Source organism: Nocardioides sp. GCM10023255, from assembly GCF_042653125.1.
In the GTDB taxonomy this organism is placed as follows: Bacteria; Actinomycetota; Actinomycetes; order Propionibacteriales; family Nocardioidaceae; genus Nocardioides.
The window spans coordinates 149,850-168,216 of record NZ_JBHSHU010000001.1 but is presented as its reverse complement, the minus strand read 5'-3'; the positions used below and the strand labels follow the sequence as shown (position 1 = coordinate 168,216).

General features: G+C 71.9%; 18 protein-coding genes and 1 tRNA gene. 11 read left to right on the top strand and 8 right to left on the bottom strand.

What is annotated here, in order from left to right; all coding sequences use genetic code 11:
- Positions 1–32 precede the first annotated feature (32 nt).
- Positions 33–602 (top strand): hypothetical protein, encoded by a 570-nt coding sequence (locus ACFO9I_RS00835; protein ID WP_379176856.1) that lies wholly within the window; start codon positions 33–35, stop codon positions 600–602.
- A 27-nt stretch (positions 603–629) separates the two neighbouring features.
- On the opposite strand, the gene ACFO9I_RS00830 is transcribed toward ACFO9I_RS00835, so the two are convergent.
- Entirely contained in the window at positions 630–1,733 is a 1,104-nt protein-coding gene (locus tag ACFO9I_RS00830) for a citrate synthase 2 (protein ID WP_379176854.1), read from the bottom strand.
- Between the two features lie 113 nt (positions 1,734–1,846).
- Here ACFO9I_RS00830 and pdxH point away from each other — a divergent pair, with 113 nt between their 5' ends.
- The 6 genes from pdxH (at position 1,847) to ACFO9I_RS00800 (ending at position 9,359) form a co-directional block, all read left to right on the top strand.
- Complete coding sequence (gene pdxH / locus ACFO9I_RS00825; RefSeq protein WP_379176852.1) at positions 1,847–2,506, top strand: pyridoxamine 5'-phosphate oxidase; 660 nt, start codon at positions 1,847–1,849, stop codon at positions 2,504–2,506.
- A gap of 82 nt (positions 2,507–2,588) precedes the next feature.
- Entirely contained in the window at positions 2,589–3,173 is a 585-nt protein-coding gene (locus tag ACFO9I_RS00820) for a TetR/AcrR family transcriptional regulator (RefSeq protein ID WP_379176850.1), read from the top strand.
- Complete coding sequence (locus tag ACFO9I_RS00815; protein ID WP_379176848.1) at positions 3,173–4,909, top strand: ABC transporter ATP-binding protein; 1,737 nt, start codon at positions 3,173–3,175, stop codon at positions 4,907–4,909. Before ACFO9I_RS00820 ends, ACFO9I_RS00815 begins: the two co-directional genes overlap by 1 nt.
- Complete coding sequence (locus ACFO9I_RS00810; protein WP_379176846.1) at positions 4,906–6,900, top strand: ABC transporter ATP-binding protein; 1,995 nt, start codon at positions 4,906–4,908, stop codon at positions 6,898–6,900. The genes ACFO9I_RS00815 and ACFO9I_RS00810 overlap by 4 nt, the downstream gene beginning before the upstream one ends.
- 387 nt (positions 6,901–7,287) lie before the next feature.
- Positions 7,288–8,901, top strand: coding sequence for an MDR family MFS transporter (locus tag ACFO9I_RS00805; RefSeq protein ID WP_379176844.1), 1,614 nt, complete (start codon positions 7,288–7,290; stop codon positions 8,899–8,901).
- The gene (locus tag ACFO9I_RS00800; RefSeq protein ID WP_379176842.1) at positions 8,898–9,359 is read left to right on the top strand and encodes a MarR family winged helix-turn-helix transcriptional regulator; all 462 of its coding nucleotides are present in this window, start codon (positions 8,898–8,900) and stop codon (positions 9,357–9,359) included. Before ACFO9I_RS00805 ends, ACFO9I_RS00800 begins: the two co-directional genes overlap by 4 nt.
- 73 nt (positions 9,360–9,432) lie before the next feature.
- On the opposite strand, the gene ACFO9I_RS00795 is transcribed toward ACFO9I_RS00800, so the two are convergent.
- The 3 genes from ACFO9I_RS00795 to ACFO9I_RS00785 all read right to left on the bottom strand — a co-directional run bounded on the left by ACFO9I_RS00795 (position 9,433) and on the right by ACFO9I_RS00785 (position 13,281).
- A complete protein-coding gene (locus ACFO9I_RS00795; protein ID WP_379176840.1) occupies positions 9,433–11,022 on the bottom strand; it encodes a glycoside hydrolase family 13 protein in 1,590 nt (529 codons plus the stop codon).
- 115 nt (positions 11,023–11,137) lie between these two features.
- The gene (locus tag ACFO9I_RS00790) at positions 11,138–11,929 is read right to left on the bottom strand and encodes a hypothetical protein (RefSeq protein WP_379176838.1); all 792 of its coding nucleotides are present in this window, start codon (positions 11,927–11,929) and stop codon (positions 11,138–11,140) included.
- Complete coding sequence (locus ACFO9I_RS00785) at positions 11,926–13,281, bottom strand: cryptochrome/photolyase family protein (RefSeq protein ID WP_379176836.1); 1,356 nt, start codon at positions 13,279–13,281, stop codon at positions 11,926–11,928. The genes ACFO9I_RS00790 and ACFO9I_RS00785 overlap by 4 nt, the downstream gene beginning before the upstream one ends.
- Positions 13,282–13,351: 70 nt before the next feature.
- Here ACFO9I_RS00785 and ACFO9I_RS00780 point away from each other — a divergent pair, with 70 nt between their 5' ends.
- Complete coding sequence (locus ACFO9I_RS00780) at positions 13,352–14,038, top strand: metal-dependent transcriptional regulator (RefSeq protein WP_379176834.1); 687 nt, start codon at positions 13,352–13,354, stop codon at positions 14,036–14,038.
- 127 nt (positions 14,039–14,165) lie between these two features.
- On the opposite strand, the gene ACFO9I_RS00775 is transcribed toward ACFO9I_RS00780, so the two are convergent.
- Positions 14,166–15,008, bottom strand: coding sequence for an NAD-dependent protein deacetylase (locus ACFO9I_RS00775; RefSeq protein WP_379176832.1), 843 nt, complete (start codon positions 15,006–15,008; stop codon positions 14,166–14,168).
- A complete protein-coding gene (locus tag ACFO9I_RS00770) occupies positions 15,005–15,274 on the bottom strand; it encodes a DUF2277 domain-containing protein (RefSeq protein ID WP_379176830.1) in 270 nt (89 codons plus the stop codon). The genes ACFO9I_RS00775 and ACFO9I_RS00770 overlap by 4 nt, the downstream gene beginning before the upstream one ends.
- Positions 15,275–15,331: 57 nt before the next feature.
- Here ACFO9I_RS00770 and ACFO9I_RS00765 point away from each other — a divergent pair, with 57 nt between their 5' ends.
- Complete coding sequence (locus tag ACFO9I_RS00765; protein ID WP_379176828.1) at positions 15,332–16,516, top strand: saccharopine dehydrogenase family protein; 1,185 nt, start codon at positions 15,332–15,334, stop codon at positions 16,514–16,516.
- A gap of 74 nt (positions 16,517–16,590) precedes the next feature.
- Complete coding sequence (locus ACFO9I_RS00760) at positions 16,591–16,869, top strand: DUF4333 domain-containing protein (protein ID WP_379176826.1); 279 nt, start codon at positions 16,591–16,593, stop codon at positions 16,867–16,869.
- A 10-nt stretch (positions 16,870–16,879) separates the two neighbouring features.
- Here the strand turns inward: ACFO9I_RS00760 and ACFO9I_RS00755 are convergent, their stop codons facing one another.
- Both ACFO9I_RS00755 and ACFO9I_RS00750 read right to left on the bottom strand, forming a co-directional pair.
- Entirely contained in the window at positions 16,880–17,077 is a 198-nt protein-coding gene (locus tag ACFO9I_RS00755) for a hypothetical protein (RefSeq protein WP_379176824.1), read from the bottom strand.
- 124 nt (positions 17,078–17,201) lie between these two features.
- Positions 17,202–17,274: transfer RNA gene (locus ACFO9I_RS00750), tRNA-Arg, on the bottom strand.
- 314 nt (positions 17,275–17,588) lie between these two features.
- Between ACFO9I_RS00750 and ACFO9I_RS00745 the strand changes: the two genes are divergently transcribed.
- Positions 17,589–18,269: a hypothetical protein gene (locus ACFO9I_RS00745; RefSeq protein ID WP_379176822.1), complete on the top strand. Its 681-nt coding sequence runs from the start codon at positions 17,589–17,591 to the stop codon at positions 18,267–18,269.
- The last annotated feature ends 98 nt before the right edge of the window (positions 18,270–18,367 follow it).

The following is an 18,367-nucleotide window of genomic DNA, read 5'->3' as shown; positions in this document are numbered from 1 at the left end:
ACCCGTCGCCGGATCCGACCTACCCTCGTCGGGTGTCTCGGATCCGGATCCTTCCCGCCCTCGTCCTCCTCGTCGTCCTCGCGCTGCTCGCGCCGCCGGCCTCGGCGGCCATCGAGGACTACCCCGACTACCAGCCCCAGACCCGGTGCGCGCCGCACGCGAAGCCCGGCACGACGTACCTCGGGCGGCACGTGGTGAAGCGGTTCGGCGGCGGCTTCGGGCCCATCGCCCGCCCCTGCGGCAGCGGCGGCACCTCCGAGCACAAGGAGGGGCGGGCGTTCGACTGGGTGCTCGACGCGACGAGGAAGAAGGACCGGTCGCGGGCCCGGGCGTTCATGGACTGGGTGTTCGCGACCGACCGGCGCGGCAACACCGACGCCCGCGCCCGCCGGATGGGGATCATGTACGTCATCTGGAACGACCACATGTACTCCGCGTGGGACCGCTACGAGCGCGAGCCCTACCTCAGCTCGAGCTGCAGGACCCGCAAGAGGTGCAGCAAGACGCTGCGGCACCGCGACCACCTGCACATCTCGCTGACCCGCAAGGGCGGCAAGGGACGCACGAGCTGGTACGACGGACGGCTGCCCGCTCAGGACTGAGCCGGTCGTTGCGCAGCAGGGGGAGGGTCAGGCCGACCACTCCGCGTGCCAGCCCTCGACCTCGTCGGCCTTGCGGGCCGCCGGACCCGTGTAGACCGCGGAGGGACGGATCAGGCGCCCGGTGCGCTTCTGCTCGAGGATGTGAGCCGACCAGCCGCCGGTGCGCGCGCAGGTGAACATCGAGGTGAACATGTTCGCCGGCACCTCGGCGAAGTCGAGCACGATGGCGGCCCAGAACTCCACGTTGGTCTCGAGGACCCGGTCCGGGCGGCGCTCGCGGAGCTCGGCCAGCGCGGCCTTCTCCAGCGCCTCGGCGACCTCGTAGCGCGGGGCGTCGAGCTCGCGCGCCGTACGCCGCAGCACCCGGGCGCGCGGGTCCTCGGCGCGGTAGACACGGTGGCCGAAGCCCATCAGCCGCTCGCCCGAGTCGAGCAGGCCCTTGACGTAGCCGCGCGCGTCGCCGGACTTCTCGACCTCCTCGATCATGCCGAGCACGCGCGAGGGGGCACCGCCGTGCAGCGGGCCGCTCATCGCGCCGATCGCGCCGGAGAACGCCGCAGCCACGTCCGCGCCGGTGCTGGTGATCACGCGCGCGGTGAAGGTGGAGGCGTTCATGCCGTGCTCGGCCGCGCTGCTCCAGTAGGCGTCGATGGCCTTGACGTGCTTGGGGTCGGCCTCGCCCTTCCAGCGGATCAGGAACTTCTCGGCCAGGGTCTTGCCCTGGTCGACCTCGGCCTGGGGGACCACCGGCATGTTGAGCCCGCGCGCGGACTGCGCGGCGTACGACAGCACCATCACGGCGACCCGGCCGAGGTCGGCGCGGGCCTGCTCGTCGGAGATGTCGTAGGTCTGGCCGAAGCCGAAGGCGGGCGCGAGCATGGCGACCGCGGCCTGCACGTCGACGCGCACGTCGCCGGTGTGCACCGGGAGGTTGTACGGCTCGGCGGGCGCGAGGCCCGGGGTGTAAGAGCCGTCGATCAGCAGGCCCCAGACGTTCTCGAACGGGACCCGGCCGACGATGTCCTCGATGTCGACGCCGCGGTAGCGCAGCGCGGAGCCTTCCTTGTCGGGCTCGGCGATCTCGGTCTCGAACGCAACGACACCTTCGAGTCCGTGGTGTACCTCGGTCATGCGCTCGCGACTCCTCTGCTCGGTGTGCGCCCGTGGTCGGACGCGCCGGTCGCATTCTGCACCCGTGCCGGGATCGGCGCACCTGTGAGGTCCATCCTTCTAAGGTCGTGGCCATGGAGCGTGAGAACCCGACCGACGCGATCGACCTGGCCGCCCTGCGTGAGGAGTACTCCCGCGCCGGGCTCGAGGAGTCGGACCTGGACCCCGACCCGTTCGCGATGTTCGACCGCTGGATGCGCGAGGCGGTGGAGGCCGAGCTGTACGACGCCAACGCCATGGTCGTGGCCACCGTCGGCCCGGACTTCCAGCCCTCGGCGCGGATGGTGCTGCTCAAGGGGGTCGACGAGCGCGGCTTCGTGTTCTTCACCAACACCGGGTCGCGCAAGGGTCAGGAGCTCGCCGGCAACCCGCGCTGCGCGCTGCTGTTCCCCTGGCACCCGCTCGAGCGGCAGGTGCGCGTCGACGGCGTCGCCGTTCCCCTGGACCGGTCGGCGGTGGAGGAGTACTTCGCCCAACGGCCGCGCAAGTCCCGCCTCGGGGCGTGGGCCTCGCACCAGTCGCGTCCCGTCACCGGCCGCGACGAGCTGAGCCTGGCGTACGCCGAGGCCGACGCGCGGTTCCCCGACGAGGTGCCGGTGCCCGAGGAGTGGGGTGGCTACCGGGTGCACGCCGAGGCGATCGAGTTCTGGCAGGGCCGGCCCGGGCGGATGCACGACCGGCTGGTCTACCGGCGCTCCGGTGCCGGGTGGGCGACCGAGCGGCTGGCGCCGTGAGGTGGATGAGTCACGGGTCCACCGGCGATTCGACACCCGCAAATCACTTGTGAGTGAGCACTCACTCACTTAATCTGGCGGGGTGACCCCTCGTGCCGCCGCCATGACCCCCGACGCTCGCCGGGCACAGCTGGTCGACGTGACGCTCCAGCTGCTCCGCGTGCACGGCCGGGCGGTGACCACGCGGCAGATCGCCGAGTCGGCCGGGATCGCCGAGGGCACGATCTTCCGGGTCGTCGACTCCAAGGAGGAGCTCGTCGACGCCGCGATCGAGCAGGCCTTCGCTCCCGGGGACGTCGTCGCCCGGATCCAGGAGATCGACGCCGCCCAGCCGTTGCGGGACCGGCTGCTCGTCCTCGTCTCGATCCTGCAGCAGCGCCTCCGGGCGACCTTCGACCTGTTGCAGAAGGTCGGCCTGGTCGGACCGCCGCAGCACCTGCACGACTCCGCCGCCGCCGACGAGTGGCGGGCCCGGCTCAGCGAGCTGCTGGCCGGCGTGGTCGGCGACGACGCCGACCGGCTCGCGGTCCCGGTGGGGGAGTTCGTGCACGTGCTGCGCCTGCTCACCTTCGCGGGCAGCCACGACCACATCGCCGACGGGCACCTGCTCGCCCCCGACCAGATCGTCGACACCGTCCTGCACGGACTGCTGAAGAGGGATGCCTGATGCTGCTCCGACTCCTGCGTGAGCGACTCGCGCCGTACCGGACCTGGCTGGCCGCGGTCGTCGTCCTCCAGTTCGTCGGGGTGGTGGCGATGCTCTACCTGCCCAGCCTGAACGCCGACATCATCGACAACGGCGTGGCCCGCGGCGACACCGGCTACATCGTGCGCACCGGCGCCCTGATGCTGGTGGTCTCGCTCGCGCAGATCGTCTGCTCGGTGGGGGCCGTCTGGTTCGGCGCGCGCACGGCGATGGGCTTCGGCCGCGACGTCCGCGCGGCACTGTTCCACCGGGTCGGCACGTTCTCCCAGCGCGAGGTGCAGCACTTCGGCGCACCCTCGCTGATCACCCGCGGCACCAACGACGTGCAGCAGGTGCAGATGCTCGTGCTGATGGCCTGCACGATGGCGGTCTCCTCGCCGATCATGATGGTCGGTGGCGTCCTCATGGCGCTGCGCGAGGACGCCGGCCTCGGCTGGATCCTGGCCGTGGTGGTGCCGGCGCTGTTCCTGAGCGTCGGCCTCGTCGTCAGCCGGATGGTCCCGAGCTTCCGGCAGATGCAGGCCCGCATCGACGAGGTCAACCGGGTGCTGCGCGAGCAGATCACCGGCATCCGGGTGGTGCGGGCGTTCGTCCGCGAGCCCCACGAGACCGCTCGCTTCGCCACCGCCAACGGCGACCTCACCGAGGTGGCGGTCCGGGCCGGGCGCTGGATGGCCACCATGTTCCCGCTGGTGATGCTCGTCGTGAACGTCTCCAGCGTCGCCGTCATCTGGTTCGGCGGCCACCGCGTCGACAACGGGCAGATGCAGGTCGGCGCGCTGACGGCGTTCCTGTCCTACCTGATGCAGATCCTGATGTCGGTGATGATGGCGACCTTCATGCTGATGATGGTCCCGCGCTCGTCGGTCTGCGGCGACCGGATCACGGAGGTGCTCGACACCGAGACCTCGGTCGCGCCGCCCGCCGACCCGGTCACCCCCGACCCCGAGCGGCGCGGGTGGCTCGACCTCGACGGGGTCGTCTTCGCCTACCCGGGCGCGGAGTCGCCGGTGCTCGACGACGTCTGGTTCTCCGCCCGCCCCGGGCAGACGGTCGCGGTGATCGGCTCGACCGGCGCCGGCAAGTCCACGCTGGTCAACCTGGTCCCGCGGCTCTTCGACGCCACCGAGGGGACGGTCTCGGTCGCCGGCACCGACGTACGCCGCCTCGCACCCGACGACCTGTGGTCGCAGATCGGGCTGGTGCCCCAGAAGGCCTGGCTCTTCAGCGGCACCATCGCGAGCAACCTGCGCCACGGCAGGTCCGACGCCACCGACGACGAGCTGTGGGCGGCGCTCGAGGTCGCGCAGGCACGCGACTTCGTCGAGGCGCTGCCCGAGGGGCTCGACGCCCCGGTCGTCCAGGGCGGCACCAACTTCTCGGGCGGCCAGCGGCAGCGGCTCGCGATCGCGCGCGCGGTCGCGCGACGCCCCGGCATCTACCTCTTCGACGACTCGTTCTCGGCGCTGGACCTGGCCACGGACGCCCGGCTCCGGGCCGCGCTGCGGCCGGTCACCACCGACGCCACGGTCGTGATCGTCGCCCAGCGCGTCTCGACCATCATCGACGCCGACCTGATCCTCGTCCTCGAGGACGGCCGCGTCGTCGGGCGCGGCACCCACGAGCAGCTGCTCGAGGACTGCGCGACCTACCAGGAGATCGTCACCTCCCAGCTGAGCAGCGAGGACGCGGCATGACCGACACCGTGCAGCAGAAGCCCGCCAGCAAGGGCAAGGCGCTCGAGGCCACCGAGCGCATCGAGGCGCCGGTCGGCGGACCGGGCCGCGGCCCGATGGGCGGCGGCATGGTCGGCCAGAAGGCGATGAGCTTCGGGCCGTCCGCGCGCCGCCTGGCCGCCCGGATGCGCCCCGACCGCGGCAAGGCGATCCTGGTCGTCGTCCTCGGCGTCGCCAGCGTCGCGCTGATGTCGGTGGGGCCCCGGATCCTCGGCAAGGCCACCGACCTGGTCTTCTCCGGCCTCTTCAGCCGCAACCTGCCCGCCGGCGTCACCCAGGAGCAGGCCGTGCAGGGCCTGCGTGACCGTGGCGACAGCACGCTCGCCGACATGCTCGCCTCGATGGACCACGTCGTGCCGGGCCAGGGCGTCGACTTCGACGCCGTGCGCGACGTGCTGCTCGTCGTGCTGGCGGTGTACGCCGGCGCCGCGCTGCTCGGCTGGCTGCAGGGCTTCGTCCTCAACACGGTCGTGCAGAACACCGTCTACCGGATGCGTGAGGACGTCGAGGCGAAGATCAATCGGCTGCCGCTGGGCTACTTCGACCGCTCGCCGCGCGGTGAGCTGCTGAGCCGGGTCACCAACGACATCGACAACGTCAGCCAGACGCTGCAGCAGACGATGAGCCAGCTGATGACCTCGCTGCTGACGGTCGTCGGCGTGCTCACGATGATGGTGTGGATCTCGCCGCTGCTGGCGCTGATCGCACTGGTGTCCGTCCCCCTGTCGCTGTTGGTCACCCGGGCGATCATGAAGCGCTCGCAGGGACAGTTCGTGGCGCAGTGGCGGCGTACCGGACGTCTGAACGCCCACATCGAGGAGACCTTCTCGGGCCACGCGCTGGTCAAGGTCTTCGGGCGCCAGGAGGAGGTGGAGCGGACCTTCGCCGAGGAGAACGACGAGCTCTACCAGGTGAGCTTCGGGGCGCAGTTCGTGTCCGGCCTGATCATGCCGTCGATGATGTTCATCGGGAACCTCAACTACGTCGTGATCGCGGTCGTCGGCGGCCTCCGCGTGGCCAGCGGCTCGCTCTCGCTGGGCGAGGTGCAGGCCTTCATCCAGTACAGCCGCCAGTTCACGCAGCCGTTGACCACCGTGGCGTCGATGATGAACCTCCTGCAGTCCGGCGTCGCCTCGGCCGAGCGCGTCTTCGAGCTGCTCGACGCCGAGGAGGAGCCGGCCGACGCTCCCGACGGCGGAGTTCCCGCCAGCCGGCGCGGCGAGGTGGCCTTCGAGCACGTGGCGTTCCGGTACGACGACGACCAGCCGCTCATCGAGGACCTCTCGCTGGTGGCCCGGCCGGGGCAGACCGTGGCGATCGTGGGCCCCACCGGCGCCGGCAAGACCACGCTGGTCAACCTGGTCATGCGCTTCTACGACGTGGACTCCGGCCGGATCACGCTCGACGGGGTCGACATCACCAGCGTGCCCCGCGCGGCGCTGCGCAGCCAGATCGGCATGGTCCTGCAGGACACCTGGCTCTTCGAGGGCACGATCCGCGACAACATCGCCTACGGGCGTCCGGACGCCACCGAGGAGCAGGTCCTGGAGGCCGCGCGGGCCACGTTCGTGGACCGGTTCGTGCACTCGCTGCCCGACGGCTACGACACCGTCGTCGACGAGGAGGGCAGCAACCTGTCCGCCGGCGAGCGCCAGCTGGTCACCATCGCGCGCGCCTTCCTCACCGACCCGGCCCTGCTGATCCTCGACGAGGCCACCTCGTCGGTGGACACCCGCACCGAGCTGCTCCTGCAGCACGCGATGGCCGCGCTGCGCACCGACCGGACCAGCTTCGTGATCGCCCACCGGCTCAGCACCATCCGGGACGCCGACCTGATCCTGGTCATGGAGGACGGCGCGATCGTGGAGCAGGGCACCCACCACGAGCTGCTGGCGGCCGAGGGGGCCTACGCCCGGCTCTACCAGTCGCAGTTCGCGGCGGCGGTCGCCTGACTCGTGCGGTCCAGGGTGCGCCCCGGCGCACGCTGGACCGCACGACCCTAAATGCCTTGAAGGGCCGGCGGGGCCGTCCTACGGTGGTGGGACACGGGAAAGGAGGTGGTCCGAAGAATGAATTCTTTGAGGACGCGTGAGGTGGCTGCCCGCTAGCAGCAACCGTCAGCGAAGTACTGCTGGCGAATCCACAGCAGTCACCCGACCCGCAGACGATCCGGTCATCACGTCCACCGGAGCGGGCCTCTCGTCGAGGTCCACGTCTGCGGGTCGCTGCATTTCCGCCTCGCTGCTGCCTGTGGCGGTCGCCACGTTGGTTGCCTGCGTCAACCAAAAGGGAATATAGTTGCTTGTCGCAACCTTCTACTCCCTGTGAAACGAGCTTCCTTGTCCACCCAGGCAGTCCCTCCCACCGCCGAGCAGTCCGCCCAGATGTCGCACCGCGAGGTGCTGGAGGCGCTCAGCGGCCTCCTCCTCGCGATGTTCGTGGCGATGCTCTCGAGCACCATCGTGTCCAACGCGCTCCCGACGATCGTGTCCGACCTGCACGGCAGCCAGACGGGCTACACCTGGGTCGTCGTGGCGACGCTGCTGACGATGACGGCGACCACGCCCATCTGGGGCAAGCTGGCCGACCTGTTCAGCAAGAAGGTGCTCGTCCAGTCGGCGCTGGTGATCTTCTCGATCGGCTCGGTCATCGCCGGCTTCTCGACCTCGATGGGCATGCTGATCGGCGCCCGCGCCATCCAGGGCCTCGGCGTCGGTGGTCTCACCGCGCTGGTCCAGGTCGTCATCGCCTCGATGGTGACGCCGCGTGAGCGCGGCCGCTACTCCGGCTACATCGGCGCCGTCTTCGCGCTGGCCACCGTCTCCGGCCCGCTGGTGGGTGGCCTGCTCGTCGACACCGTCGGTTGGGAGTGGTGCTTCTTCGCCGGGCTCCCGGTCGCGGTCCTCGCGTTCGTGGTGCTCCAGAAGACCCTGCACCTGCCCGTGGTCAAGCGCGAGGTCCACATCGACTACCTCGGGGCCGTCCTGCTGGTCGGCGGCGTCTCGATCTTCCTGGTCTGGGTGTCCCTCGGCGGCCAGCAGTTCGGCTGGACCTCCGGCACCAGCTGGGCGCTGCTCGCCGCGGCGGTCGTCGTGATCGCGGCCGCGATCCTGGTCGAGGCGAGGTTCGCCGTCGAGCCGGTCGTGCCGCTGCGCCTGTTCAAGGACCGTACGACGTCGCTCGCGACCGTCGCCTCGGTGCTGATCGGGGTCGCGATGTTCGGCTCCACCGTCTACCTGAGCCTGTACTTCCAGCGGGCGCGCGGCATGACCCCGACCGACGCGGGCCTGATGTCGGTCTGCATGGTCGGCGGGCTGCTGGTCTCCAGCATCGTCTCCGGCCGGATCATCAGCTCGACCGGCGTGTGGAAGAAGTGGCTGGTCGGCGGCATGACCCTCGTGATCGTCGGGCTCGCGCTGCTGAGCACCATCGACGCCACCACCCCGCTGTGGCGGGTGGGCGCGTTCATGGCCGTCCTGGGCCTGGGCCTCGGCGCCACCATGCAGAACCTCGTGCTCGCGGTGCAGAACAACACCGCCCAGGCCGACATGGGCGCCGCCAGCTCGGTCGTCGCGTTCTTCCGGTCGCTGGGCGGCTCCATCGGCATCTCGGCGCTGGGTGCGGTCCTGGCCCACCAGGTGGCGGACGAGGTGAAGACCGGCGTCACCGCGCTGGCCCGGACCCGGCCCGAGCTCGTGCAGGGCTTCCAGGGTCACGACAACGGCGAGATCCCCGACGTCAGCACGCTGCCCGCTCCGCTGCGTGCGATCTTCGAGGGGGCGTTCGGTGACGCGACCGGCCACATCTTCCTGGTCGCCGTGCCCTTCGCCGTGGCGGCGTTCGTCTGCGTGCTGTTCATCAAGGAGGTGCCGCTGCGCACCACCATCGACCGGCAGGACGAGGTCGTCACCGGACCGTCCGAGGCCACCGGCACGGAGGTGGGCGCGCGATGACCACCTCCACGGCCACGCGTCGTACGGACTCCCTGCGGCTGCTCGAGCAGGAGGTCGGCGTCATGATCCGCCGGATCCGCCGGGTCCTGTGGGAGCGCGCCCGGGGAGTGCACCCCGACCTGCAGCCGTCGGGGTACCTCATGCTCGCCTATCTCGCCGACCACGGTGCGACGCGAGGCTCGGGCGTCGCCGAGGCGCTGGCCATCGACAAGGGGGCGGTCAGCCGCCAGCTCCACCACCTCGTGGAGCTCGGCCTCGCCGACCGCACGCCCGATCCCGACGACGGCCGCGCCACGCTGGTCTCGGCCAGCGCCGATGCCGTTGAGCGGATCACCTCGGTGACCGAGGAGCGGCGACGCTGGCTCGATGAGCGCCTGGGCGACTGGACCGACGCCGAGCTGAGCGACTTCGCGACGGTCCTGGGCCGCTACAACGCGGCGCTCGACGAGCGCGCCTGACGCCATCCGTAGACGACGAAGCGCCTGCCCCCCGCGGGGGCAGGCGCTTCGTGCATCCCAGGAGGAGGTCGGGTCAGCGCAGCCAGACGGCCGTGTCGGCCGGCAGTCGCCCGCCCTCGACGTGGCCGCTCGCGAGCAGCACGTCACCCTCGGGGAGATCGACCGGGGTGGAGCCGCAGTTGAGCACGGCCGTCACCGGACCGCGGCGGAACGCCAGCACGTCGGCGCCGAGGTCGAGCAGCTCCACGTCGTCGCCCGCCGTGGTCGCGAACGTACGCCGCACGGCCAGCGCCGCGCGGTAGAACGACAGCGTCGACTCCGGGTCGGCCTCCTGGGCCTCGAACGTGCGCTCGGACCACGCGGCCGGCTGGGGGATCCAGGGGTGGCCCTGGCCCGGCCCGAAGGCGAACGGCGGCTCCTGGTCGCCCCACGGGATCGGCACCCGGCAGCCGTCGCGGCCGGGCTCGCCGGTGCGGAACCAGGACGGGTCCTGCCGGTGGTCGGGGTGCACGTCGACCTGCTCGAGGCCGAGCTCCTCGCCCTGGTAGAGGTATGACGAGCCGGGCAGCGCGAGCATCGCCAGGGTGGCCGCGCGGGCCCGGGCCAGGCCCTGGGCGCCGCCGCCGTAGCGCGTGACGTGGCGGATGACGTCGTGGTTGCTGAGCACCCAGGTGGGGGTCGCGCCGACGGGGCGCAGCGCGTCGAGGGTGCCGGTGATGACGTCGGCGAACTCCTCGGCCGACCACTCCGCGAGCAGCCAGGAGAAGTTGAAGGACTGGTTCATCTCGTCGGGCCGCACGAAGCGGGCCATCGACTCGGGGGTCTGGGTCCAGGCCTCGGCGACGTCCATCCGGTCGCCGTCGTACTTGTCGAGGATCTCGCGCCAGCGACGGTAGACCTCGTGCACCTCGGGCTGGTCCCACATCGGCTCGTCGCGCATCCGGCGCTCGACCATGCTGCCCTCGACGTGGGTGTCGTGGGCGTCCTCGTCGGCGTGCACGACCTGGTCGCGGAGGCTCTCCTCCTTGAACAGGCCGTGCGCCACGTCCACGCGGAAGCCGTCGACGCCGCGGTCGAGCCAGAACTTCAGGACGTCCTCGAACATGTCGCCCACCTCGGGGTGGCGCCAGTTCAGGTCGGGCTGGGTGCTGTCGAAGAGGTGGAGGTACCACTCGCCGTCCTCCACGCGGGTCCACGCCGGGCCGCCGAAGACCGACTCCCAGTTGTTCGGGGGCTGCGAGCCGTCCTCGCCGCGGCCGGCGCGGAAGAGGTAGCGCTCGCGCTCGGGGCTGCCGGGGCCGGCCGCGAGGGCGGCCTGGAACCAGGCGTGCGCGTCGGAGGTGTGGTTGGGGACCAGGTCGACGATCACCCGCAGGCCGAGCTCGTGGGCCCGGTCGAGGAGTGCGTCGGCGTCCGCGAGGGTGCCGAACAGCGGGTCGACGTCGCAGTAGTCGGCCACGTCGTACCCGTGGTCCTTCTGCGGCGAGGTGTAGAACGGCGTGATCCACAGGGCGTCCACCCCGAGGTCGCGCAGGTACGGCAGCCGCGCCGTGATCCCCGGCAGGTCGCCGATGCCGTCACCGTTCCCGTCAGCGAAGCTGCGGACGTAGACCTGGTAGATGGAGGCGTGCCGCCACCACTCGATTTGATCGTTCCAACCCATGCGCTCAAGTCTTCCGAGAGCGCGGGTGACTAGTCAATTCGCGTAGCGGGTGGGAGACGTCATACGGACGGGTCGCGCGGGCAGCCGGCTCGTCCGACGTCCCGCGGGGACGTGGTCAGGCGAATGCGGCCGGGTCCACGGCCACCCACACGTGCTCCGCGCAGGCGACGACGCGACCGTCCGCGTCGTACAGCGTGGAGGCGGTGAAGGTCTTGCGCCCCTCCTGGCCGCGCGCGAGCCCGACGACCACGTGCTGCTCGCCGATCACCGGCAGCGCGTCGACCCGGGCGGTCATCCCGGCCAGCACCATCAGCCGCTCGGTCAGGTCGCCGGCCCAGCCGCCCACACAGTCCAGCGCGGCCCACGTGGTGGCCAGCGAGGCCCGCGGGTGCTCGTCGACATAGGAGTGGAAGTCCTCGCCCACGCTCGGGTGCGGCGTCCACGGCGCCGCGATCCGGGTCGCCCCGTCCTGGTCCTCGACCCGGCCCGGGAAGATCCGCAGCCCGTCGCCCTCGGCGCGGCCGGTCCCGCAGGAGAAGCAGGTGGGGAAGGGGTGCGAGGTCAGGCCGGGGTACGTCGCGGAGGCGGCGCGCGCCGCCGCGGCCGGGACCGGCTCGACCGTCACCAGCGGGTCGTCCACGACGGTCGCGCGGGCGATGACCGCGCCCCCGAGGGTGGCGACCGTCGAGCCGTCGTCCTCGGCCACGGTCATCGGGGTGTCCAGCGGTGGCGGCTGGCGCAGCGCCACCCGGATCGTCGGCCACGAGCGGGCCCGGTCCTCGGGGCAGTCGTGGGGGATGAGCGCCGCCAGGGCCCCCGCCGTCCAGCCCCCGTTGCCCGAGGACGCCGGCCCGCAGAAGCGGTGCGGCACCAGCAGGTCGGCCGACGTGGTCGCCGAGGTCGTCATCGTCGGATCTTCTCCCAGCGGTCCAGCGCCTCCTGGCGCTCCTCCTTGTGGTCGACGAGGGGCTCCGGGTAGCCGACGGCCCGCCGGGTCTCCTCGTCGGGCTCGTGCGGGTCGTCGACGTCGGCGAGCTCCTCGACCCACTGCCGGACGTAGGCCCCGTCCGGGTCGAACTTGCGGCCCTGGCTGGTGGGGTTGAAGACCCGGAAGTACGGCGCCGCGTCGGTGCCGCACCCGGCCGTCCACTGCCAGCCGTGCTGGTTGGAGGCGAGGTCACCGTCGACGAGCCAGTGCATGAAGTGGCGGGCGCCGTGCTGCCACTCGAGGTGCAGGTCCTTGACCAGGAAGCTGGCCACGATCATCCGCACCCGGTTGTGCATCCAGCCGGTGGCCCGGAGCTGGCGCATCCCGGCGTCCACGACGGGGAAGCCGGTGCGGCCCTCGCGCCACGCCTCCAGCTGCGTGCCGGGGCGGTCGTAGGGCATCTTCGCGAACTCCTCGCGGAGGTACTCCCGCGCGGTCTCGGGGCGGTGGAACAGCACGTCGGCGTAGAACTCCCGCCAGGCGAGCTCCTTGCGGTAGGTCACCGCGCCCTTCGAGCGGAAGCGCGCGAGGTCGGCCAGCATCGTGCGCGGGTGGATCTCGCCCCACTTCAGGTGCACCGACATCCGGGACGTGCCCTCGGTGCCGGGCTTGTCGCGGTCGTCGGCGTACTCGTTGACCCGCTCGTCGAGGAAGTCGCGCCAGCGCCGGGCGGCGGCCTGCTCGCCGGCCTCGGGCAGCGCGAGCCCGGCGGGCAGCTCCGGGTCGGGGATGTCGGTGGTGTCCTCGAGCGACAGCCAGGTCACCCCGGTCGGGGCGTCGATCGGGCCGCGCCAGCCGTGCTCGGACCAGGCCTTGGAGAACGGCGTGTAGACCTTGTACGGGTCGCCCGAGCCGTTGGTCACGCGGCCCGGCGCCACGGCGTACGCCGAGCCGGTGCGGACGAGCTCGATGTCGTGCTCGGCGAGCGCCTCCTCCACGTCCTGGTCGCGCTGCCGGCCGTAGGGTCCGAAGTCGGCGGCGACGTGCACGCGACCGGCCCCGACCTCGCGGGCGGCCAGCACCACCCGGCGGACCGGGTCGCCGCGCACGACCGACAGGGAGGCGTGGCGCTGGCGCAGCGAGGCGTCGAGCGCACGCAGGGAGGCGCCGAGGTAGGCGCGCCGGCTGGGGCCGGCCGGGCCCCACAGGGCCGGGTCGAGCACGAACAGCGGGAGCACGTCACCGTCGGCGGCCGCTTCCACGAGAGCAGGGTTGTCCGCCAGGCGGAGGTCGCGGCGGAACCACATCACGGCGTTGGTCGAGGTGGCCATCGGGCACCACTGTGCCACGGGTGTGGCGACGGGCGACCGGGACGCGTGCGCCATGCGTCAGAATGGGTCGGTGAGCGACCTGATCGACACCACCGAGATGTACCTCCGGACCATCTACGAGCTGTCCGAGGAGGGCATCGTCCCCCTGCGCGCACGGATCGCCGAGCGGCTGCACCAGAGCGGGCCGACGGTCTCCCAGACCGTGGCCCGGATGGAGCGCGACGGGCTGCTCACCGTGCAGGGCGACCGGCACCTGGAGCTCACCGACGAGGGCATGCGCCTGGCCACCCGGGTGATGCGCAAGCACCGGCTCGCCGAGCGGCTGCTGACCGACGTGATCGGCCTGGACTGGGAGCTGGTCCACGAGGAGGCGTGCCGCTGGGAGCACGTCATGTCGGAGACCGTGGAGCGCCGGCTGGTCGAGCTGCTCGACCACCCGACCGAGTCGCCCTACGGCAACCCGATCCCGGGCCTCGACGAGCTCGGCGAGGTGGTGTCCGGCGAGGAGTTCATGGAGGGCGTGGAGCCGCTGTCGAAGGCGGCGTCCGCCGACGAGGCGCGGGTGATCGTGCGCCGCATCTCCGAGGAGATGCAGAAGGACGAGACCCTGATGAGCGCGCTGCGCCGGGTCGGCGCGCTGCCGGACAAGACGATCACCGTGGTGACGACCGGCGAGGGCGTGCTGGTCGGGTCGGGCGGCGAGACCGCCGAGGTGGTGCCCGAGGCGGCGGACCACATCTTCGTGCGCCGGCTCTGATCCGGGGCGCTCGTCCCACCCTCGAACGGCGCGGTCTGGACGGTCGGGGCGTGTGGGGATTCCTTCCCGAGTCGTGGGTCTCCCGTGGAGCCGGACCTGTCCGGTCAGGCCGGTTCGACCAAGCGGGTCAGGCCAGCCGTGTCAGGAAGGCGCTGCACCCGACCTCCAGCTTGCACGTCGCGAGCTCGTCGCCGCGGGTCGTGCCCCGGTTCACGATGACCACCGGGGTGCCGTTGCGGGCCGCCCGGCGCACGAAGCGGAGCCCGCTCATCACGGTGAGGGACGACCCGGCCACCAGCAGGGCGCCGTCGTCGTCGACGAGCGCGTCGACCGCGGCGTAGCAGCGCTCGACGCGTGGGGGCGGGACGTTCTCGCCGAAGAAGACGACGTGCGGCTTGAGGACCCCGCCGCACGCCTCGCACCCCGGCACCACGAAGTCGCGGGTCTCGTCGAGCTCGACGTCACCGTCGGGGCGCACGGCGGCCCCGGCGTGCCGCTCGGCGAAGCCGGGGTTGAGCTCGGTGAGCCGCTCGTGCAGCGCCGCGCGCGCCGACGTGGTCCGGCAGTCGAGGCAGACCACCTCGGCGATCCGGCCGTGCAGCGCCACCAGCCGGCGGGACCCGGCCCGCTCGTGCAGCCCGTCGACGTTCTGGGTGATCAGCAGCGTGGGGTCGAGGCGGGCGAGCGCGTGGTGCCCGTCGTTGGGGTCGGCGCCGCGCATCCGGCCCCACCCGAGGTGGCTGCGCGCCCAGTAGCGCTGCCGGGCCTCCGGACCGGACACGAACTCCTGGTAGGTCATCGGCGTCCGCGAGGGCGACCCCGGACCCCGGTAGTCGGGGATGCCCGAGTCGGTCGAGAGGCCCGCGCCGGTGAGCACCACCAGCGGTCGGTCGCGCAGCAGCGCCAGCGCCGCGGCGTACCCGTCGTCGTGGGTCGCCGGCGCAGCCGGCGCGGCGTCCTGCAGGCTCATCGGGCGTAGCGCAGCTCGGCCCGGGCGCGCGCCTTCGCGGCCTCGACCTCCCGGTCCTTCGGCGGCGCGCTGGTGACCAGGTCCTCGAGCAGGTGCTGGGTGACGTGGGCGATCTCCTGCACGGCGCGGTCGAACGCCGCCTGGTTGGCCTGCGACGGTCGCGTCGTGCCGCTGACCTTGCGGACGTACTGCAGCGCGGCCGCGGTGACCTCGTCGCTGGTCGCGGGCGGCTCGAAGTTGTGGAGCGGGCGGATGTTGCGGCACATGCGTTTCAGGGTACGTCGCCCCGGCGTGTCTGTACGGGCGACCGTTAGCCTCGGGGCATGGGCGAGGCACGCAACGCAGACCGTGAGTTCGACATCGTGCTCTTCGGGGCGACCGGGTTCACCGGCCGGCTCACCGCGGAGTACCTCGCCCGGCACGCGCCGGCCGGCCTGCGCTGGGCCCTGGCCGGGCGCAGCCCGCAGAAGCTGGAGAAGGTGCGCGACCAGCTGGGCGACGTCGACCCCGAGCTCAAGCGGCTCGAGCTGCTGCACGCCGACGTCACCGACGCGGCGTCGCTGGCGGACGTGGCCGGCCGGGCCCGGGTGGTCATCACCACCGTCGGTCCCTACCTGACGTACGGCGAGCCGCTGGTGGCCGCGTGCGCCGAGGCCGGCACCGACTACGTGGACCTGACCGGCGAGCCCGAGTTCGTCGACCGGATGTACCTCGCCCACCACGCGACCGCCGAGCACACCGGCGCGCGGATCGTGCACGCGTGTGGCTTCGACTCCATCCCGCACGACCTGGGGGCGATGTACACCGTGCAGCAGCTCGACGCCGCCGGGCCGGTGACGGTGCGCGGCGTGGTCCGCGCGGGCGGCATGTTCTCCGGCGGCACGTTCCACTCCGCCATGACGGCGATGTCCCGCGCCCGGCAGATGAAGGAGGCATCCTCCGCCCGCCGGCGCGTGGAGCCGCGCCCCGAGGGCCGCTCGTCCCGCGCGGTCGCGGGCAAGCCGCACCGCGACGGGTCGCTCGGCTACTGGCTGCTCCCGCTGCCCACCATCGACCCGGTGGTCGTGGCCCGCAGCGGTGCGGCGCTGGCGTCGTACGGACCGGAGTTCCGCTACTCCCACTACGCCGGCACGAAGACGCTGCGGTACGCCGCGGGCGGCACCGCCGGCGTCGGTTTCCTCGCCGCGGCCGCGCAGGTCCGGCCGGTGCGCAACCTGCTGCTCGGCCGGATCAAGCAGGGCGACGGGCCGGGCGAGAGCAAGCGCGAGAAGTCGTGGTTCACCGTGGACTTCGTGGGGGAGGGCGACGGCCGGACGATCCACACCCGGGTCTCCGGCGGCGACCCGGGCTACACCGAGACGGCGAAGATGCTGGCGGAGTCGGCGATGTGCCTGGCCTTCGACGACAACCCGACGACGGCCGGCCAGGTGACCACCGCCCAGGCGATGGGCGACAACCTGCTCGCGCGGCTGCAGGCCCAGGGCATCCGGTTCGAGGTCGTCACCTGAGCCGACCGGGCGTGTGAGGGACACGCCTCCCGGCGAAGGCGCCGGGAGCGGTCGACGATGGCTACGGTGCGCCCATGAGAACTCTCCTGATGGCTGTCGCCGCCGCCCCCGCGCTCCTGCTGCTGACGGCCTGCAGCCCCTCCGAGGTGGACATCGACGGGCTCGAGAAGGAGATCACGTCCGGGGTCGAGGACCAGACCGGTCAGGCGGTGAGCGTCGACTGCCCGGACAAGGTCGAGTGGAACACCGGCGGCACCTTCGAGTGCGACGTCGAGACGAAGGACGGGCAGCAGGTCAAGGCCGCGGTGACGATGAAGAACGACGACGGTGACGTCGCCTGGGAGATCAAGTGAGCTGAGCCCGTCACCCGGTGGGGTTCGCGTCCCGCACGGTCGCGGGCATCTCCACCATGATCGCCATGTCGGGGTGGCTGTCCGGGTCGATCCAGACCCGGGCCGCGCCCAGCCGTCCCAGCGCCTCCTCGATCGCGGTCAGCAGCTCGCTGGCGACCGTGGCCTTCATGGGTCCGTGCAGCGTGAGCAGTCGTCGGGGAGCGGTCACCGCGTCGTCCTCGAGGTCGTGGGGCCGGGCGCGCGGTGTCCCCTCCCGAGCGCGGTACGCCCTCTCAACGGTGCCGTCGCAGGAGGGTGACGGAGACGTCGCTCACGCCGTCGACCGGCGAGGGTGCCCCAGGCAGGAGTCGAACCTGCGACCTTTCGCTTAGGAGGCGGCTGCTCTATCCGCTGAGCTACTGGGGCGAGCCCTGTGCAGACTCGTGGTGGGAGCTGTCCAGTGGCGGTGGTCATTTTGTCAGCAGACGGGCGATGTGACGAATGCGGCCCCTGAGCCCTCCCGGGGAGATCGCCGCTCGGGGCCACCTGCTGCGGCTCGCCCGGACTCTCAAGTCGTGCTCGCAAGAGCCCGATGACATCAGTGGACGTCCGACCGGACAAGCGTCGGTCGTCTCGGTGTAACGACCGCGACGGCTGGCGACATGTATCAGCAGCGACGCGTCCTGTGTCGCACATCACCTCCCGGGAACCCTCCCCGGCCTGATCACTGTGAGGCCCCCATGCCAGTGCTCGGCACCACCGCGTTCAAGCTCGTCTCCGCCACCTCCGCCATGGCCGCTGCCGGCCTGCTCTCGCTCTCCGCGCCGTCCGCCGGCGCCGCCTCGCGTGACGCCGACGGCGACGGCATGCCCAACCGCTGGGAGATCGCGAACCACCTGGACCCGCACCGCGCCAACGCCAAGGGCAACCCCGACCACGACGGCCTGCGCAACATCGCGGAGTACCGCCACGGGACGCGTCCGAAGGACGAGGACTCCGACAACGACGGCGACGACGACGGCGACGAGGTCCACGACGGCCTGCACTCCACGGACCCGACCGACCCCGACACCGACGGCGACGGCACCGAGGACGGCGACGAGGACGCCGACCACGACCAGGTCGACAACGAGGACGAGGACGACGCCTACGAGAGCTGCACGGCCGACGACGACGACGCTGACGAGGACGGCCTCGCCGACGAGGACGAGAACGACTTCGGGACCCGGGTGCACGACTCGGACAGCGACGACGACGGGACCCCCGACGGCGACGACGACTCCGACGAGGACGGCCAGCACGACTCCGACGACGCCGACGAGCAGGACGACGCGGACGACGACGACCAGGGCCAGGACGACGACTGCCAGGGTGACCACGACCAGGGCGGCGACCACGACGGCGAGGACGACCTGCGCTGACGCGTGGCCGGAGCCGATCCACGGGGTCGGCTTCGGCCGCTCGCTATCTTCGAGCGCATGGACGACCCACGAAGTACGGACCGTTCACCGCTGACCAC

Bases quoted from the DNA above. Each gene is read 5' to 3' on its own strand.
- ACFO9I_RS00830 (WP_379176854.1), bottom strand. From the start codon at position 1,733: ATGACCGAGGTACACCACGGACTCGAAGGTGTCGTTGCGTTCGAGACC.
- pdxH (WP_379176852.1), top strand. From the start codon at position 1,847: ATGGAGCGTGAGAACCCGACCGACGCGATCGACCTGGCCGCCCTGCGT.
- ACFO9I_RS00815 (WP_379176848.1), top strand. From the start codon at position 3,173: ATGCTGCTCCGACTCCTGCGTGAGCGACTCGCGCCGTACCGGACCTGG.
- ACFO9I_RS00810 (WP_379176846.1), top strand. From the start codon at position 4,906: ATGACCGACACCGTGCAGCAGAAGCCCGCCAGCAAGGGCAAGGCGCTC.
- ACFO9I_RS00800 (WP_379176842.1), top strand. From the start codon at position 8,898: ATGACCACCTCCACGGCCACGCGTCGTACGGACTCCCTGCGGCTGCTC.
- ACFO9I_RS00795 (WP_379176840.1), bottom strand. From the start codon at position 11,022: ATGGGTTGGAACGATCAAATCGAGTGGTGGCGGCACGCCTCCATCTAC.
- ACFO9I_RS00790 (WP_379176838.1), bottom strand. From the start codon at position 11,929: ATGACGACCTCGGCGACCACGTCGGCCGACCTGCTGGTGCCGCACCGC.
- ACFO9I_RS00785 (WP_379176836.1), bottom strand. From the start codon at position 13,281: ATGGCCACCTCGACCAACGCCGTGATGTGGTTCCGCCGCGACCTCCGC.
- ACFO9I_RS00775 (WP_379176832.1), bottom strand. From the start codon at position 15,008: ATGAGCCTGCAGGACGCCGCGCCGGCTGCGCCGGCGACCCACGACGAC.
- ACFO9I_RS00770 (WP_379176830.1), bottom strand. From the start codon at position 15,274: ATGTGCCGCAACATCCGCCCGCTCCACAACTTCGAGCCGCCCGCGACC.
- ACFO9I_RS00765 (WP_379176828.1), top strand. From the start codon at position 15,332: ATGGGCGAGGCACGCAACGCAGACCGTGAGTTCGACATCGTGCTCTTC.
- ACFO9I_RS00760 (WP_379176826.1), top strand. From the start codon at position 16,591: ATGAGAACTCTCCTGATGGCTGTCGCCGCCGCCCCCGCGCTCCTGCTG.
- ACFO9I_RS00745 (WP_379176822.1), top strand. From the start codon at position 17,589: ATGCCAGTGCTCGGCACCACCGCGTTCAAGCTCGTCTCCGCCACCTCC.